Source organism: Calothrix sp. UHCC 0171 (assembly GCF_034931845.1).
In the GTDB taxonomy this organism is placed as follows: domain Bacteria; phylum Cyanobacteriota; class Cyanobacteriia; order Cyanobacteriales; family Nostocaceae; genus Brunnivagina.
Genome location: NZ_JAYGHN010000003.1, coordinates 233580 through 250866, shown reverse-complemented (window position 1 = coordinate 250866; position 17287 = coordinate 233580). Strand labels below are relative to the sequence as shown.

Annotated in this window: 14 protein-coding genes; 9 read left to right on the top strand and 5 right to left on the bottom strand. The window is 39.8% G+C overall.

The window, feature by feature from the left end:
- Window positions 1–347 precede the first annotated feature (347 nt).
- From apcA to VB733_RS04430, 3 genes are all read left to right on the top strand, one after another.
- Complete coding sequence (gene apcA, locus VB733_RS04440) at window positions 348–833, top strand: allophycocyanin subunit alpha (protein ID WP_323338902.1); 486 nt, start codon at window positions 348–350, stop codon at window positions 831–833.
- 65 nt (window positions 834–898) lie between these two features.
- Window positions 899–1384 carry an allophycocyanin subunit beta gene (gene apcB, locus VB733_RS04435; protein WP_096615617.1) on the top strand — a complete coding sequence of 162 codons (486 nt, stop codon included), beginning with the start codon at window positions 899–901 and terminating at the stop codon, window positions 1382–1384.
- Window positions 1385–1682: 298 nt separating this feature from the next.
- Window positions 1683–1886, top strand: a complete 204-nt coding sequence (locus VB733_RS04430; protein ID WP_095722047.1) for a phycobilisome linker polypeptide — start codon at window positions 1683–1685, stop codon at window positions 1884–1886.
- 354 nt (window positions 1887–2240) lie between these two features.
- Here the strand turns inward: VB733_RS04430 and VB733_RS04425 are convergent, their stop codons facing one another.
- Window positions 2241–2462, bottom strand: a complete 222-nt coding sequence (locus VB733_RS04425) for a hypothetical protein (protein WP_323338901.1) — start codon at window positions 2460–2462, stop codon at window positions 2241–2243.
- Between the two features lie 261 nt (window positions 2463–2723).
- Here VB733_RS04425 and VB733_RS04420 point away from each other — a divergent pair, with 261 nt between their 5' ends.
- From VB733_RS04420 to VB733_RS04405, 4 genes are all read left to right on the top strand, one after another.
- Window positions 2724–3458, top strand: coding sequence for a phycocyanobilin:ferredoxin oxidoreductase (locus tag VB733_RS04420; RefSeq protein WP_323338900.1), 735 nt, complete (start codon window positions 2724–2726; stop codon window positions 3456–3458).
- Window positions 3459–4490: 1032 nt separating this feature from the next.
- Window positions 4491–5912 (top strand): HlyD family efflux transporter periplasmic adaptor subunit, encoded by a 1422-nt coding sequence (locus VB733_RS04415; protein ID WP_323338899.1) that lies wholly within the window; start codon window positions 4491–4493, stop codon window positions 5910–5912.
- Window positions 5913–6103: 191 nt separating this feature from the next.
- Window positions 6104–7258 (top strand): ABC transporter permease DevC, encoded by a 1155-nt coding sequence (devC, locus tag VB733_RS04410; protein ID WP_323338898.1) that lies wholly within the window; start codon window positions 6104–6106, stop codon window positions 7256–7258.
- A 183-nt stretch (window positions 7259–7441) separates the two neighbouring features.
- Window positions 7442–8173 carry a DevA family ABC transporter ATP-binding protein gene (locus VB733_RS04405; RefSeq protein WP_323338897.1) on the top strand — a complete coding sequence of 244 codons (732 nt, stop codon included), beginning with the start codon at window positions 7442–7444 and terminating at the stop codon, window positions 8171–8173.
- A gap of 174 nt (window positions 8174–8347) precedes the next feature.
- Here VB733_RS04405 and VB733_RS04400 read toward each other — a convergent pair whose 3' ends face one another.
- Window positions 8348–9187, bottom strand: coding sequence for a hypothetical protein (locus tag VB733_RS04400; protein ID WP_323338896.1), 840 nt, complete (start codon window positions 9185–9187; stop codon window positions 8348–8350).
- Between the two features lie 218 nt (window positions 9188–9405).
- Between VB733_RS04400 and VB733_RS04395 the strand changes: the two genes are divergently transcribed.
- A complete protein-coding gene (locus VB733_RS04395; RefSeq protein ID WP_323338895.1) occupies window positions 9406–10149 on the top strand; it encodes an HAD family hydrolase in 744 nt (247 codons plus the stop codon).
- Window positions 10150–10266: 117 nt separating this feature from the next.
- Here VB733_RS04395 and VB733_RS04390 read toward each other — a convergent pair whose 3' ends face one another.
- Together VB733_RS04390 and VB733_RS04385 are read right to left on the bottom strand one after the other, a co-directional pair.
- Entirely contained in the window at window positions 10267–11028 is a 762-nt protein-coding gene (locus tag VB733_RS04390; protein ID WP_323338894.1) for an LEVG family PEP-CTERM protein, read from the bottom strand.
- Window positions 11029–11878: 850 nt separating this feature from the next.
- The gene (locus VB733_RS04385; protein WP_323338893.1) at window positions 11879–13186 is read right to left on the bottom strand and encodes a hemolysin family protein; all 1308 of its coding nucleotides are present in this window, start codon (window positions 13184–13186) and stop codon (window positions 11879–11881) included.
- A 273-nt stretch (window positions 13187–13459) separates the two neighbouring features.
- On the opposite strand from VB733_RS04385, the gene VB733_RS04380 reads away from it, so the two are divergent.
- Window positions 13460–14866 carry a low temperature requirement protein A gene (locus tag VB733_RS04380; protein ID WP_323338892.1) on the top strand — a complete coding sequence of 469 codons (1407 nt, stop codon included), beginning with the start codon at window positions 13460–13462 and terminating at the stop codon, window positions 14864–14866.
- Window positions 14867–15050: 184 nt separating this feature from the next.
- On the opposite strand, the gene VB733_RS04375 is transcribed toward VB733_RS04380, so the two are convergent.
- Window positions 15051–17201, bottom strand: coding sequence for a polyribonucleotide nucleotidyltransferase (locus tag VB733_RS04375; protein ID WP_323338891.1), 2151 nt, complete (start codon window positions 17199–17201; stop codon window positions 15051–15053).
- Window positions 17202–17287 lie beyond the last annotated feature (86 nt).

The following is a 17287-nucleotide window of genomic DNA, read 5'->3' as shown; positions in this document are numbered from 1 at the left end:
CCAACAGCTGGTTTCTACTAAGCATTTGGTAACTTTTTTCCTGGTTGTTCAGTTGCATTGCGTAAGAGCAAAACTGAAAACTAATGTTACAAAGTGTGAAGAGCAGTCATAAATGCTCAACAAAATGCCCGAAAATATTTCCTCATGGGGTAGTTGAGTTTTAAGGCTTGTGTACTTGGTCATATTTACGCAAAAACGTAAATAAACAAGTAGACTCGTGACCCATCTAGTGCAGTTGTCAAAACTGTAAAAACTAGAAGGAATCGCTTAGAACTCAAAGTTACCGTTTTAATAGTCGCACCAGTTTATTAAACCCTGGTTTTATTCGTATTTGGAGGAATCCATTAATGAGTATCGTCACGAAGTCTATCGTGAATGCTGATGCAGAAGCACGCTATCTCAGCCCTGGCGAATTGGATAGAATCAAATCCTTCGTCACCACTGGTGAAAAGCGCCTGCGTATTGCTCAAGTCTTAACTGACAACCGCGAACGTCTTGTTAAGCAAGCTGGTGATCAGTTATTCCAAAAGCGCCCTGACGTTGTGTCTCCTGGTGGAAACGCATACGGTCAAGAAATGACAGCTACCTGCTTGCGCGACTTGGATTACTACCTTCGCCTCATTACCTACGGAATCGTTTCTGGTGATGTTACACCCATCGAAGAAATTGGTATCGTCGGTGTTCGCGAAATGTACAAGTCTCTCGGCACACCCATCGATGCTGTCGCATCCGGTGTAGCGGCAATCAAGAGCAGTGCGATCGGTCTATTATCTGGTGAAGACGCTGCTGAAGCTGCCTCCTACTTCGATTACGTAGTTGGTGCCTTGTCATAGGCGAAGTCGTTTTCTTACTGAAAATAGAAGTATTGCCATACGGTTGGAAATAAGGAAATAACAAAATGCAAGACGCAATTACCGCAGTTATTAACTCTGCTGACGTTCAAGGAAAGTACCTTGACTCTTCTTCTCTAGACAAACTCAAAGGCTACTTTGCAACTGGCGAACTCCGTGTTCGTGCAGCTACAACCATTAGCGCTAACGCAGCTGCAATTGTTAAAGAAGCTGTTGCTAAGTCTTTGTTGTACTCGGATATCACCCGTCCCGGTGGTAACATGTACACCACCCGTCGCTATGCAGCTTGTATCCGCGACTTAGACTACTACCTCCGTTATGCTACCTACGCGATGTTGGCAGGCGACCCCTCCATCCTAGATGAGCGCGTACTCAACGGTTTGAAAGAAACCTATAACTCCTTGGGCGTACCTGTTGGTGCTACCGTTCAAGCTATCCAAGCAATGAAAGAAGTAACTGCTAGCTTGGTTGGTTCTGACGCTGGTAAAGAAATGGGCGTATACTTCGACTACATTTCCTCTGGCTTAAGCTAAGAGTTGATAATGCACTACATAATGTAAGTGCGTTTTAAAAGGGGCTGGAAATCAATCGTGAGTGCTAGAAAGTTTATTGCTTATTCAATTAAAGTGCTGAATTCTAGATGCTAAGTGCTAATTAAGCAGGCATTAAGTATGAATGAGTTTAGAATCGACTTTATTGTAGATGAGTGTTAACTGTCTGGTATTGATGCTTGATTTCCAGTCTTGGAGTGAATAGGTAAAACACTCAAAATTTCTTGAGATAAATTGAGATAAAAAAGTTATCACCCCTAAAGATAGGAGATTTAGTACAATGCGCGTATTTAAGATTACTGCTTGCGTTCCTAGCCAAACTCGGATTCGTACTCAACGCGAATTGCAAAATACTTTCTTTACTAAGTTGGTTCCCTACGAAAACTGGTTCAAAGAACAGCAACGTATTCAGAAAATGGGTGGCAAAATCGTTAAAGTTGAACTTGCTACTGGTAAGCAAGGTATGAATACAGGTCTTCTGTAAATTTAATTACTCTAGAAAATACTTTAATTATAGGGAGTTGCGGAAGGGGTCAAATGTGACCTCTTTTTGTTATTTTGTTATTTATACGGTTCAGTTAAGGTTTTATGTATTATCTAGTCCTGGGGGTAAAGTGGTTCTCAAAAAAGGGACTGAAGTGAAATTGAAATTAAAAACTCCCTTGGATGCTTCATAAGTGGGTTTATTTGATAAGAACAGCTACAAAGCAACATCTGAAATTGTCGCTAGATTAATTAATTAATTAATTAAGTAAATTATTATACACTCCTCTCCATTTTTTCTTGAGTAAAGAAGCATCAGGGAAGAGTGTATTTTATTGAAGTAAAACTGACTATGTTATCCATTCACAATTTCTTGCATTTGCCAAACGTACAATATAGCTTCGCCATAGTCAGGTATCCAAGTAATCCATTCATGATTAGAAATTTGACATAAAAGCATTGCTTCGTCAAAGCTGTAGGAAGTAGGAATTTCTCGTATCTTCACCCAGTTCCCAACTTGAAATGGATGTGTCTGGGCTAGTGTAATACCATCAAAATTAGACAAATCTACTCTCATGACTTTTGCCTAGCCTTATCTCGTGGGCTAATGCTGTAATAATTCTGTAACTAAATTTACAGAATAAACAATACTTTTGAAAATAGTCTGTCTTATAAATTTACTTTTGGGAAGGAAAGATTGGAGATTAAGGGTTACGTAAGTTTTTCCCGCTTCCCTTTTGCTAACAAATGTTTGTTTGTGTTGCGATCGCGAAACACTTGTACACAACGAAAGGTAGACTGGCAACTAGATATAGATAACTTAAGCGCCATTTAAGATATGTCAAAAACTTCCATGCCCTCATTGCGAGAGCAACAACACCCCTTAATTCGCCAATTGGCTAACTGTATTGAAGCTGTTTGGCGCAAGCATCTCGACTTATCGATCTATACCTTGCCTGCGGAGTTGGGGTATGTCGAAGGCAAACTTGAGGGTGAGAAGTTAATCATCGAAAACCTTTGCTATCAGACTCCTGAATTCCGCAAAATCCACCTAGAATTAGCAAGGGTGGGGAATATGCTCGATATTTTGCACTGTGTCATGTTTCCTCGCCCAGAATATGATTTGCCAATGTTTGGTTGCGATTTGGTTGGAGGTAGGGGACAGATTAGTGCAGCAATTGTTGATCTTTCACCTGTAAATTCGCAACAGCTACCACCATCATATATTTCAGCACTTACCGCACTCGAAAGCACTAACTTTTCTCAACCTCGTGAGCTACCGCAATGGGGCGATATTTTTTCGGAGTTTTGTACTTTTATTCGTCCGGCGACACAACAGGAAGAAGTGATGTTTGTCAACCGTGTGCAGGATTTTTTGGATATACATTGCCGTAATGCGATCGCCTCTCCGCAAGTGACACCAGAGGAAGCCACTAAAATCCTTGCTGGACAGCGTAACTACTGCATCAAGCAGCAAGAAAATGACAAAACCCGTCGTGTTTTAGAAAAAGCCTTTGGTTCTACTTGGGCTGAAAACTATATGACAACGGTATTGTTTGATTTGCCCAGTTAGGACAAGAGAAAAGGAAATGGGTAAAGGGAAAATGGCTAAAATAAATACCTAATTCCCTCTGCCCTTAGCTGATTACTGATAATAGTTTGTATTCAAAATTATATTTATCTAATCTTTAATTCCGTAACTGAAAAATAAGCCAAATCTTGATAATAGATATATAATGGCAAGAACAGTTCTCTTCCAGAAATAGAACTGCTTAATCGCTTATTAACATCATCTACCTGAGAAATTATCTTGTCTACAATTGTTAGATAATTTCAATACTATTTATTGTGGATATACAGCAGTATTTAGACGTTAAGAGTCATCATTCAGTAGGAAAATGACCTAATACCCTATAATCTGCCGACGCAGTTAACCAACTACATCATCATCTTTTAACTGCTCAGATATTCTTGTAAAGAATACACTGTATTAATGAGACTGTAGAACATTGGACTTGCATAATACTTATCGACGTAAGCTATAGGCAATAAGCATCTTGCCTGTCTGGTTTATGCTAATTAAAAGTACACTTTAACTGCTCAGTATTCTTAGTTTTCGCGATTGAATAATATCAATTTAAGAATATTGATTTTATGTGGATAAAGTTAATAACGAGCATATTCTAGAGCGAAGGGTAATTATGATTGTAAATCATAGTGTAGATGTCTGATATTTATGAGTAATCTCTCATAAATTAGGATGAATTATATTATATTTTCGAGGACGAAATTTATCGATTTCCTCACTAGGAATTTATTCCTAGCCGACAAAGGATATACGTGGATTTCTTTACTTAATATCTCCGCTCAAATGCGAGTGGGATTTTTTCAATGCAAATGTAGTGATTAAATAGTAATTAAAAATCGAATTAGTGTTAAATATAGCCAATTATTACAAATAGGTAATTATTGTCATGAGATTGATTTTATAAATATTATTCATGGGTTTTGATTAGTTGCTATTAATGAGTAAATAATCCTGAACTCACCTTTTTTATGCCATCAGCACATTAAAACTAATAGAAAAACAACGAGCAAACAGATTATGTCAAGGTGGACAGAAGATTCCGTACCAACCGAAAGACCAAAAGAACGACGAGAATTTCCGTGGACTCTTGCTGTGATCGTACCACTAGCTATTACTGGTGGGGTATTGGGATTCTCCAAATGGCAGCAGTTGCAAAGTCTCAACAACCAAGCTCCAGTTAGTCAACCAGTTACTAACAGTGTTAATGCACTGGGGCGACTTGAGCCACGAGGAGAAGTGATCAGAATCTCCGCCCCAACTTCTGGAATCACTTCATCAGCCAGAGTTGAACAAATTATGGTTCAAGAAGGAGAAAGAGTCAGAAAAGACCAGGTAATTGCTGTTTTGGATAGCTTCAAAACTAATCAAGCCGCAATGGAAGAAGCGAAAGCAAAATTACTAGAATCTCGGGCGAATTTAGGAAGCGTCAGAGCCAGTTCACCCAGGGATTTACAATCGCAAACAGCCGTAATTGCCCGTTTAGAAGCCCAAATGCGAGGAGAACGGGATGCTCAACAGGCTGGTATTAACCGTTTAGAAGCGCAATTGCGAGGAGAGCAGGTAGCCCAACAAGCAACAGTAGATAGAATCGCAGCTGAACTACGTGGACAGACTGACAGTTCAACAGCAACTGTAGCGCGATCGCAAGCTGAACAACGTAATGCTCAAGTTGATTCTAATCGTTACGAAAGTTTATTTCGTCAAGGGGCAATATCCGCACAAGAACGGGATAGAAGAAGGTTGAGTGCAGAAACCAGCACAGCACAACTTTCTGAAAATCAAGCTCAACGCAGAAGAGCAATATCGACTTTACAGCAACAGTTGGCAGAAGCCCGTGCAAACCAGTCGAAAACGATTGCGACACTACAACAGCAGATCAATGAAGCCAGGGCAAACCGCAATAAAACCCTTCTCACACTACAAAGACAAATAGAGGAAGAACGTTCCCGATTTGATAAATTCCGTGATGTCGCGCCAAGTAACATCCAGATAGCCCAAGCACAAGTTACAAATGCGATCGCAAATATGCGGAAAGCGGAGGCACAATTAAATCAAAGTTACATCAAAGCACCTATTTCTGGAGAAATTATCAAAATCCACACCAAACCAGGTGAAACAATGGGTACGAGTGGAATTGCAGAAATCGGACGTACTGACGAAATGTTAGTTGTCGCCGAAATTCCCGAAGACAGCATTGGTAGAGTTCGTCTTGGACAAAAAGCTACTATTCGCAGTGACAATGGTGCATTTAGTGGACAATTACAAGGTACAGTCAGCGAGATTGGTAGAAAGGTGGGTAAAAGAGATATACTCAACACCGATCCAGCAGCAGATGTAGATGCGAGAGTTGTTGAAGTCAAAATAGCTCTTTCCCGCGAAGAAAGCGAACGGGTATCTGGTTTAACCTTTGCAAAAGTACTTGTTGAAATTGGGATTTAATTACTTATTAGTGGTTATTAGTTGATAGGTAATGGGAATAGCTAAAGAGTTATTGGTAATTGTGAATTTTTAATTCTTCAACGTAATTTTTACCATACCTTACTTCTTCACCTTTTAGTTTTCATCAGACTACCTACTAACCGATAACCATTAACTAGCAACCACTAACTATTAATAAATATAAATCTTAAATGTCTCGCAAAATCCCCTTAGCATGGCTGCAACTGACTCGCGAACGTACTCGACTTTTGGTAGCACTTGCTGGAATTGCCTTTGCCAATATATTGATGTTTATGCAGTTGGGTTTCCAAGATTCGCTGTATTACAGTAATGTCCGTTTTCATACTAGTTTGCAAGGTGATATTGTTTTAATTAGTAATCAATCGAGTTCCTTAATCTCGATGAAAAGCTTTTCCCAAAGGCGTTTATTTCAAACTCTCGATTTTCCAGAAGTAGAAGCAGTTCATCCAATTTATCTTGACTTCACAAGTTTTAAAAATCCTGAAACTGGTCATCCTCGAACTATATTTGTCATTGGATTTAATCCCCAATCAAATGTATTTGATATTCCCGGTGTTTCAGAAAATCAGAAAAAGTTAACTTTACCAGATACTATATTATACGACCGAGCTTCACGCTTAGAGTTTGGACCTATTGCTAGAGAATTCAATGCTGGAAAATCTGTCTTTGCTGAGGTTAGACTACGAAGAATTAAAGTTGCTGGTTTATTTATGTTAGGCACTTCATTTGGTGCTGATGGAAATATGATGACTAGCGATGTCAATTTTTTAAGAATATTTAATCTCCGCCAATCAGGCTTAATTGAAGTTGGTTTAATCAAATTAAAATCAGGTACAAATGTTCAAGCAGTTGCCGAAAATATCCGCAAATATTTAGGGTCAGATATTAGGGTGATGACTAAGCAGGAATATATTGACTTTGAACGAAATTTTTGGGCAAATAATACTGCGATCGGCTTTATCTTTACTTTAGGTGCAATTATGGGTTTTATTGTGGGAACTGTAATTGTTTATCAAATTCTCTACACTGAAGTCGCAGACCATTTATCTGAATATGCAACTTTGAAAGCGATTGGTTACAGCCATAAATATTTATTAAATGTGATTTTACAAGAAGCTTTAATATTAGCATTTTTAGGCTATATTCCAGGATTTGCATTTGCTATATTTCTATATCAAAAAACACGAGATGCGACATTGTTACCTATATTTATGACAGTAGACCGCTCGATTATTGTATTGATACTTACAGTTGTGATGTGCTTCTTTTCCGGTGTAATTGCTGTGAGGAAGCTTCGGGCAGTTGACCCAGCAGATATTTTCTAAATCTCAACATTTTAAAATTATCATTAATGGTAATTAATAATTGTGTAAACATTGAGACAAAAATGATTTATTTTTGGAGTTATCACTAGAAATATATAGCAGCTAATATGAAGCTTAATAATACAAAATAGAGAATTATTGATTTCAACTGAAGTATTACTAATTATCGCCAAAAACTATTTTATGCCAAAAAAAGAGCCTGTAATTTCCATTAAGCATATTAACCATTACTACGGTAAAGGCGCATTAAAAAAACAAATATTATTTGATATTAACTTGGATATTTATCCAGGAGAAATTGTCATTATGACCGGACCATCTGGCTCTGGTAAAACTACTTTGCTAAGTTTAATTGGTGGTTTACGTTCAGTTCAAGAAGGTAGCTTAAAATTTTTAGGTGAGGAATTGTACCGAGCCAATCAGAAAAAACTAGTAAATATTAGACGTAATATTGGTTTTATTTTCCAGGCACATAACTTGCTAGGATTTTTGACAGCAAGACAGAACGTGCAAATGGCAGTAGAATTAAACGATCGCATTTCTCAAACGGAAGCAATTAATCGTGCCGAAGGAATGTTGAAAGCAGTTGGTTTAGGACAAAGGGTAAATTATTTTCCCGATAATCTATCTGGAGGACAAAAACAAAGAATTGCTATTGCCCGCGCTTTGGTGAATAATCCGGCAATGGTTTTAGCAGATGAACCTACTGCTGCTTTGGATAAACAATCTGGACGCGATGTTGTCGAATTAATGCAGCGATTAGCACGAGAAAAAGGTACTTCAATTTTACTCGTGACTCATGATAACCGAATTTTAGATATTGCCGATCGCATTATCAATATGGAAGATGGTGTTTTAGCAAGGGATTCTCAAAATATTATCTTGAGTCATGAATCTGGACTAAGAAATCAGTAATTTCTGAATACTGACTTTTAAATTATAAGTTATGGATTTTGAATTATGACTGCTGACTATTGAAGCAGCATCATATTTCATGATAATTGGAGATGCACTTAGTTATCAAGCAAATTCAGAATGGAAAACTCTATATTCTGAATTCTGAATTTTTCATTTCCTTGTAATTAAAAATTACCTAAAAGACCTAGGTTTTTTATCGGATTTGGGATTAGAAGCATTACTTTGACGACTAGTACGGAATGTTACATTGACACCTTCATTTGATTGTTCCAGCACTAATAAAGGTGTGGGTTTTGCTTTTTGATCCCAATGCATAAAAGCAACCCTGCCTTGAATAGTCGGTTGCCAAGTATCATGATCTTCTGCCGGACTTAGGTAAGTTTCAATACAATCAATAATTTGGCTAATTGTCACAGAAGTCGCTTGTGTTGGTAATTTCATTAAGCGAATTTGAATCCGAAATAGAACTCGTTTACTGATATTTGGTGGAGCGCCGGTTTCATGTTCAACATCAAATATCTCATCAACTTGCCTGCCCGAATTATTAGCAATTCCTACAACACCTGTATTTACCTGAGTTGGACGCAGTGCTTGTGTAATTTTATCTTTTACTTTAATTTTCACCTGATTTACAATTGCAAAATGGAAAACCTCTTCATCCATCCGCATCCGTAAGTAATCTAAGTTAAATTCCCGCGAATTAATTAAATCTGGATTAGTTTCCATTTTCCGAATAGTTTCTAAAGCTAACTTCAGCTTTTTCTCGGTTTCTCTAACCCGAAAATTCTCAAATCGAATTTTCTTTTGCAATTTATCAAAGGTGATTTTACCGTATAAAATCAATACAATTAATAGTATTCCTAACCCTGCGGATGTACCAACCCAAACTGAAGCAGCTTGCGAGTCGCTGATGGATGCAACTTCTTGTGTTTGAGTAGCCGGAGATGTCTTTTTAGACTTTGCCGGCGGTGATTGGGCAATATATTGGGCAATATAAATTGAAGTTGACATAATGGACACGCATAAGAATTTAACCTCTCATGCTTAGGATGCCCAAATTTGCAGGATTATTTTCCCTGATGATGATCAATTTCTCAAAATTGATTAATCGTTAATGGGGTATTATATAAATTCTCTAAAATACTGCTACACATCCATCCCCGCGTCCTCGTGTCAATCATCTGTAGTCAACATTTTTAGGGAATCGGTATACTCATAATTATCCCCATATGCTCCATTATCTAAGTAAAATTCGTCTCATCGCTACTGATATGGATGGGACTCTAACTGTAAATGGAAAATTTAATAGTCTTCTAATTCAGGCATTTCATGATTTACAGGTTGCCAATATCAAAGTATTAATAGTCACTGGGCGCAGTGCGGGATGGGTAAGTGGACTCGCACACTACTTGCCTGTTGTGGGAGCGATCGCTGAAAATGGTGGTATGTATTATCCGTCTGGGAGCGAAACGGGAATATCTTTAAGCGAAATTCCTGATCTAATTAGACATCGCCAGCAATTAGCAGCAACTTTTAACGAGTTAAAGGCACAATTTCCCCAAATTCAAGAATCTAGCGATAACCGTTTCCGTATCACCGACTGGACTTTTGATATTCAAGGATTAACTACAAGCGATTTAGAATCAATAGCAAATCTTTGTCAAAATATGGGTTGGGGTTTTACCTACAGCACAGTGCAATGTCACATTAAACCTCAAGGACAAGATAAAGCAATTGGTTTATTACAAATATTGTCAAAATATTTTTCTGACTACACAGCCACAGAAGTTTTAACAGTTGGCGATAGTCCCAATGATGAAAGTTTATTTGATGCGCGTTACTTTCCCATCTCTGTAGGTGTAGCAAATGTGCGGGAGTATATTGAGAGATTGCAGCATCAACCTGCTTACATTACGCAGGCAGCAGCAGGGGAAGGATTTTGTGAACTAGCCAAAATGATAATTAGGGAATGAAATTGTTCAGTGGAAAAGCCAAAAAGAGGGTTATAAACCCTCTTGGAAATTAATGAATCAAATTATTCTGAGTGATTATTCTGATTCCTGTGTTCTAACTCAATAAATTATCTTTGTTTAAGCGTGTTGACGCTGACGCTTTTTCAAACCAAATGTACCTACAGTCGCAAATAAACCAAAAGCGATCGCAGCACTGGGTTCGGGAACAGATTGCGATGTCATTAAGCCTGTTAAACGAACACCATCACCAGTCAGTTTGAAAACAGAATCAGGACCAGTGTTTCCTAACTGTAAAACAAAAGAACTCACATTTTTTAAGACTATTGATGTAGTTCCATTATCTCCATTTGCAGCTAAGAGTTGGCTAACTGGCTTGCCATTAATTTCTAAGATACCTGTTTTAAATGCATCTTCAATATCAAATAAATCCAAGCTGATTTCACTTATGATCTTACCGAAATCAAACTTAAACCTGCCAACTTCCAACTGACCCTTTTCACGAACTTTACCAGCAGTATCATATGCAACAGCACGCAACCAATATTCATCTTGTGTGGTGTTGGTTCCCAAATCGGTCTTACCAAACTGAATTCCCGAACCCCAGTTATTTGCTGTTTCACCTTTATCAATGAATAAACGGCTAGGTGCATAAGTATTGTTAGCGGAGTCTTGGTAGCTTAAGCTCGTGACATTAAATCCTAGTTCACTCGATTCAATACAATTTGCAGCATTAACAACACAACCTAAGTTAGTAGTTTTTATTTCTCCTTCCCGTTGTGGAATTAAATTCATTGCGTTTGCCGCCGGCATTGTTGAGATAAATCCTAATCCTAATGCTGCGCTAATAAAAAATCCTTGGATAAAGTTACGCTTTTGCATAGAGCCTCTTACTTCCGTTTGCTAAATTAAATCTTGCTAAATTTTGCTAATTATCAAAACAAATCGAATCTTATTTGCTCTGATTACTTACCAAGTTAATACACAGATTGAAGAACTGTATAGGGTGATAGGAATGATTTTATTTAATCTTGATATGTGGATAAAATTTCTTTTTTTGTCAGCAATAACCGATATTTTCTATCAAATTTTCCCCATTTTTTTGCTGTCATTAATATCCGCAAAACAACGTAAATCTATCTGCAATATTTTAAACTTTCGATAAAGAAAATAAGTTTTCTACTAGTATGGAAGTCAAATTTACCTTCCTGTCGTTGTCGATTCAGTTGAAAATAGCGGGCGAGGAATAGTTTGTAGAGGAAAGCGACTTACCATACTTGAAGGCATGCACCCAGCACTGTCTGTAATTTTGCATCATGTTAACTGTCTCCAGCACACGATACACTCTACCCATGATCAATCCCTCAATAATTCTAATTATTAATGTTGTTTTTTATACTAGTTATCCTGTGTTTCCATTACTTACTACTGGTAATTATCGTGAGAATATTTATTGCTTATTTGTTGTATAAGCATAGGTTATACATGGGTAAAAATCATCTTCGCCCTCAAAAACAACGAGAGGCTGCTCCCAATTCATTGGCAACAACCTCCATAACTCCGTAGTCTCAGTCTTTAATTTTGCTCCGCGTAGTTTTATCCTCAAAATTGAGGTGGAATTTGGTGTAGCGGGCAAGATGCCCCGGAGTTTTCCGTGAAGAATACCTCCCCGGAAACTCCTCTTGGCACTACAACAATTTTCGGTACATTATTTCCTGGAAATCTCCTAATATCACTCCACCTTTGGTACTACCAAAACTTTATCTACACGATTCCCATCCATATCCATGACTTCAAATCGCATACCTTGCCATTCAAAATAGTCAGCAGCTGAGGGAATACGTCCCAGGTGAGTAATGACAAAACCACCTAAAGTTTGATAGCTACCGCGATCTTGCGATCGCAATTCTTCAATCTCAAACAGTTCCATAAATTCATCGACTGCCAACATCCCATCCAATAAATAGGAACCATCTTCGCGCTGGACAATTTGTGGGTCTTCTTGTCCCTCAATAGTCGGAACATCACCAACTATTTCAATTAAAATATCATTGAGTGTTACTAATCCCTGAATTACTCCATATTCATCAACGACTAACGCCATATGGGTAATCGTTTGCTTAAACATTTCTAAAACTTTTAGACCACGGGTGCTTTCTGGCACAAATACAGGCTGACGTAAACCAACAGTTAAGTCGATTGGTTGACCTGTAAAACTCCTTGCCAGTAGGTCTGTAACTGGGAGAACCCCCAACACATTATCGAGTCCACCTTGACATACTGGGTATCGAGAATAAGCACTATCAATGATTTTTTGGCGATTTTCTTCGACTGTATCTTCCAATTCCAACCAGACAATATCGGGTCGAGGAGTCATCAAAGCACTAACCGGGCGATCGCCTAAACGAAATACCCGCTCCACCATATCTTGTTCGGCTTCCTCAAAGGTACCTTCTTCGGTTCCTTGTTCAATTAAAACCCGAATTTCTTCCTCAGTCACTAGAGGTTCCGTTGATGGTTTAATCCCCAACATGCGTAAGACAGCTTCAGTGGAAATAGTTAACAGGTAAACAACAGGTGTTGTAATTTTCGAGAGCATCTGCATGGGGATTGCCATTACAGAAGCGATCGCTTCGGGATGATTTAAGGCTAACCGCTTGGGTACAAGCTCGCCCAAAATCAGGGTTAAAAAAGTAATAATCAGAATAGCTAATCCTGTAGCTAACTGTTCCTTGTATGATGCGGGTGCTGGAGGGGCAATTGTAATCCCAAAAATCGGAGCAATGCGTCTAGCAATAGTGCTTTCACCAAAAGCACCAGAGAGAATAGTTAGTAGGGTAATGCCTATTTGGACAGTACCCAGAAAATGATTCGGGGAAGAAGCTAAACTTAGAGCCACCCGTGCTTTGATATCACCTCGTTCGGCAAGTTGTTGTAAGCGGACTTTTCGCGCCGAAACTATTGCCAACTCCGACATGACAAACAGCCCATTGGCAAAGATTAATAGAAGAATAATTAGAACTTCGACTGTTGGGGACATTATAAAAATTGCCGATGACAACGGCAGACTCACCTTAAGTTTAAATTTCTAGTATCCATTATCCAAGGTCATGTAATAAAACACCCTAAATATATCAAAATCTACTTTTGTCGTAATTTTAAAGAAAAGATGGGAAAGATAAGCCTCATCAGCTTTTCCCTTCGCTTGTGTATGAATAACAAATAATTTAACTGCAACCTTGACTAGAATAACAACTGCGATCGCTCCTATCCCCTAGATTTAGAAATAACTATCGCTGTTTGCATCCCTCCCATGCGCCGCTTCAAACGCCAACTTTCCCAAAAGCTACGTCTGCGCGATGATTCCCAGGAACGACATAGTAATTGGCTGGGAATATTGTATGACTTGATTTTCATGGCTGCCATTTTGCAGTTATCGGCTCAGTTATCAAGAGAATATGACATTGATGAATTAGGACGCTATGGGCTTTTATTTGTACCAATTTGGTGGTTATGGTGCGACCATAATTTTTGTATGGCGCGGTTTGATATCGGTGATATCATTCAGAGGTTATTAACCCTATCGGGTATGTTTGGTGTGGCGATGATGGCGATCGCGATTCCTGATACTTTTGATCAAGCCGATGCAACATTTGTTGCGGCTTATGTATCAACGCGAGGTGCAACGTTTTTTCAATATATACGTGCAGGACAAACTATTCCCGAAGCGAAAGAATTAACAGGTCGCCTCACTCAAGGATATGGGATTGCTTTGATTATCTGGCTAGTAGCAACCGCAATTCCTGCACCGTCGCGATATGTGATGTGGGGTATTGCCCTGTCGGTTGAATTGTTGACACCAGTATTTGCCAGTAAGGAAAAGGATAAAGTCAAGTTTCCGGGGAATTTTGCCCAACTCCGGGAGCGATTTGGAGTATTTACGATTATTATCTTGGGGACAACGCTAGCTACAATCATCCGCACAATTCAGTTACGTCGATTATCTGTGATTGAATCTGCGATCGCGGCAAGTTTTGGTCTAATACTGATATTTGGGATTTGGTGGGATTATTACGAATCTTCGCGGTTTCTCGAACCCAGTAAGACCAAAGTTTCTACTACCATCCCGGCTTTTTGGCAGTGGACTTACAGTCACCTGGTGCTACATGCATCAATACCAGTCATTGCTATTGGTTTTCGATACGCAATTTATACGTTTCCCGGTGACTTTATCGACTATACAACGGGTTGGATATTAGCACTGGCGGTTGGAAGTTCCATGCTAGCATTAGGCGTTATTTGGACATCGCTGCCCATATTGGCGCAAAAAAGTAGTTTTAACGACTCCGCATCTTATTTTGTTACTGCTGCGGTTGTTGCTGGATGCGGTCTCCTCGCCGCACGAGTTGTCGTACCTTTGTATCTTTTTTGCTTAACTGGCATGTTTTTAGTACGGGTACTGATGACTGATATTGAATTCGATTCGGGAGACAGTTCCAAAGATAAGAAAGAAAATAAATCTAGCAGTTCTAGTTCTAGCGAAAAAAAGGATTCTGGAGATAGGAAAGAAGAAAAGCGTAGTAGTTCTAGTTCTAGTTCTAGTTCTAGTTCTGGAGATAAGCGGGATGATAAACGAGATGATAGGCGGGACGATAGACGAGATGATAGACGAGATGATAGGCGGGACGATAGACGGGATGATAGACGAGACTATAGGTAATATGCAAGTTAGGCTAATCAGTCATTAATTTTTTTTGCGTCTTCCTCTCTCCCCATCTCCGCGTCGATTTTATCAAAATTATTGAGGCAAGCGCCATATAACAGTAATACTTTAAATCAAGGCATCACGGATTTTAGATTTTTGATGTATTTAACCCAAAATCTAAAATCCAAAATCGCGTGATTTACTTCGTTGCAGCTTCTCTTGCTGCTGCCGCTTGTTCAGGGTGAATACCTAAGCGAGTGAGGTTGATTCGACCTTTTTGGTCAATCTCACGTACTTTAATAATCACTTCGTCACCGACTGCAACCTCATCTTCGACTTTACCAACGCGGTAGTCTGCAAGCTGAGAAATGTGAATCATGCCTTCTTTACCGGGCAAAAATTCCACAAACGCACCAATCGGTATAATCCGAGTCACACGACCTACGTAAACATCACCCTCATTAAGCTTACGTGTCATTCCTTGAATGATACCACGCGCTCTCTTGGCTTTGTTTTCATCGATTGCGGAGATTGTGACTGTACCGTCATCTTCGATGTCAATTTTAGCGCCAGTCTCCTCAGTAATACCCTTGATTGTTTTACCACCAGGACCAATTACCAAACCAATCATGTCTGGGTCAATCTTAATAGTCAACAATCTTGGTGCATAGGGCGACATTTCGGTACGAGGCTTGTCAATGCAGGCAAGCATTTTTTCGAGAATGTGCAACCTTGCCGATTTTGCCTGATGGACGGCTTGGGCAATCACTTCCAGCGATAAGCCGGAAATTTTCATGTCCATTTGCAGTGCTGTAATTCCCGAATCGGTTCCCGCAACTTTGAAGTCCATATCACCCAAGAAATCTTCGATACCTTGGATATCAGTCAGAACGCGAACTTCATCACCTTCTTTAATTAAACCCATTGCAGCACCGCTCACGGGTTTTTTAATCGGCACACCTGCATCCATTAACGACAGCGTGGAACCGCAAACCGAACCCATTGAGGTTGAACCGTTAGAAGAAAGAACTTCGGATACGACACGGATTGCATAGGGAAACTCATGTTTACTAGGTAGCACAGGTAACATTGCCCGTTCCGCTAAAGCACCGTGACCAATTTCCCGACGACCTGGCGGACGTAGGGGTTTGGTTTCCCCAACAGAGTAGGGGGGAAAGTTATAGTGATGCATATAACGTTTGTACTGGTCTGGCTGCAAATCATCGGTGAGGGTTTGCGTATCGCCAGGAGTACCCAGGGTACATGCAGATAACACTTGAGTTAGTCCTCGGTTAAATAATCCCGTGCCGTGGACACGCTTGGGAATAATACCGACTTGGCAGGAAACCGGACGAACTTGATCGAGGGCACGTCCATCAACGCGAACGTTATCTTCGACGATTTGGCGGCGCATTAGCTCTTTGGTAATCTCTTTAAAAGTATTACCCAGTGCCTTGTTATCGGCAGCAGCAGCAACGCGGATTGTCTCATCTTCGGGAAATTCTGCGATCGCTGCCACAATACCGGCTTTGACTTCATCTAAAGCGGCATCGCGTTCGGTTTTGGTAAACTCGAACTGGGCGAGAATTTTCTTGATGTCGGATGTCGCGCGATCGCGAATGAAGTTTGCCAGGGTTTGGTCTACTTCGGGTGGTGCTTCGTGGACAATTTGCAAGCCTAAATCAGCAATTAATTCTTGCTGGGCGCGAATTAAATCCTGGACAGCTTCATAACCGAACTCGATCGCCTCAATAATATCCCGTTCGGGTAACTGATTAGCTCCAGCTTCCACCATGATCACACCATCAGGTGAACCAGCCACGATCAAATCTAAATCTCCGGCTTCAATCTCTGCGTAAGTAGGGTTAATGATAAAATCATCCCCCACCAAGCCGACGCGCACGGCTGCCATTGGTCCATTAAATGGAATTTTTGCCAACAGTGTTGCGATTGATGCACCTGTCACCGCAAGTACATCTGGTGGTACAAGTTCATCGATTGATAGGGTTGTAGCTATGACTTGCAAATCATCGCGCAACCACGATGGGAACAAGGGACGTAAAGGACGGTCAATTAGACGACTAGTCAAAATTGCTCTTTCTGGTGGACGACCTTCACGTCGTAAAATCCCTCCGGGAATCCTACCCGCAGCATACAGTCTTTCTTCGTAATCTACGGTTAAAGGTAGAAAATCGATGCCCTCTCTGCCTTGCGATCGCGTCGCTGTCACTAACACTGACGTATCCCCAGATTGTAACAAAACAGACCCGCCAGCCTGGGGAGCTAACAAGCCGATCTTCAGTCCAATATCCCGTCCATCAAAGGATATTGACTTCTCAAATTCTCCCATTCAGTTTCTTTTCCTTCTATGTTCGCTATTCTCTCACTGTGGCAATCCTAACATTTATGTACTATTACTGTCGGTCGTAAAGGTTA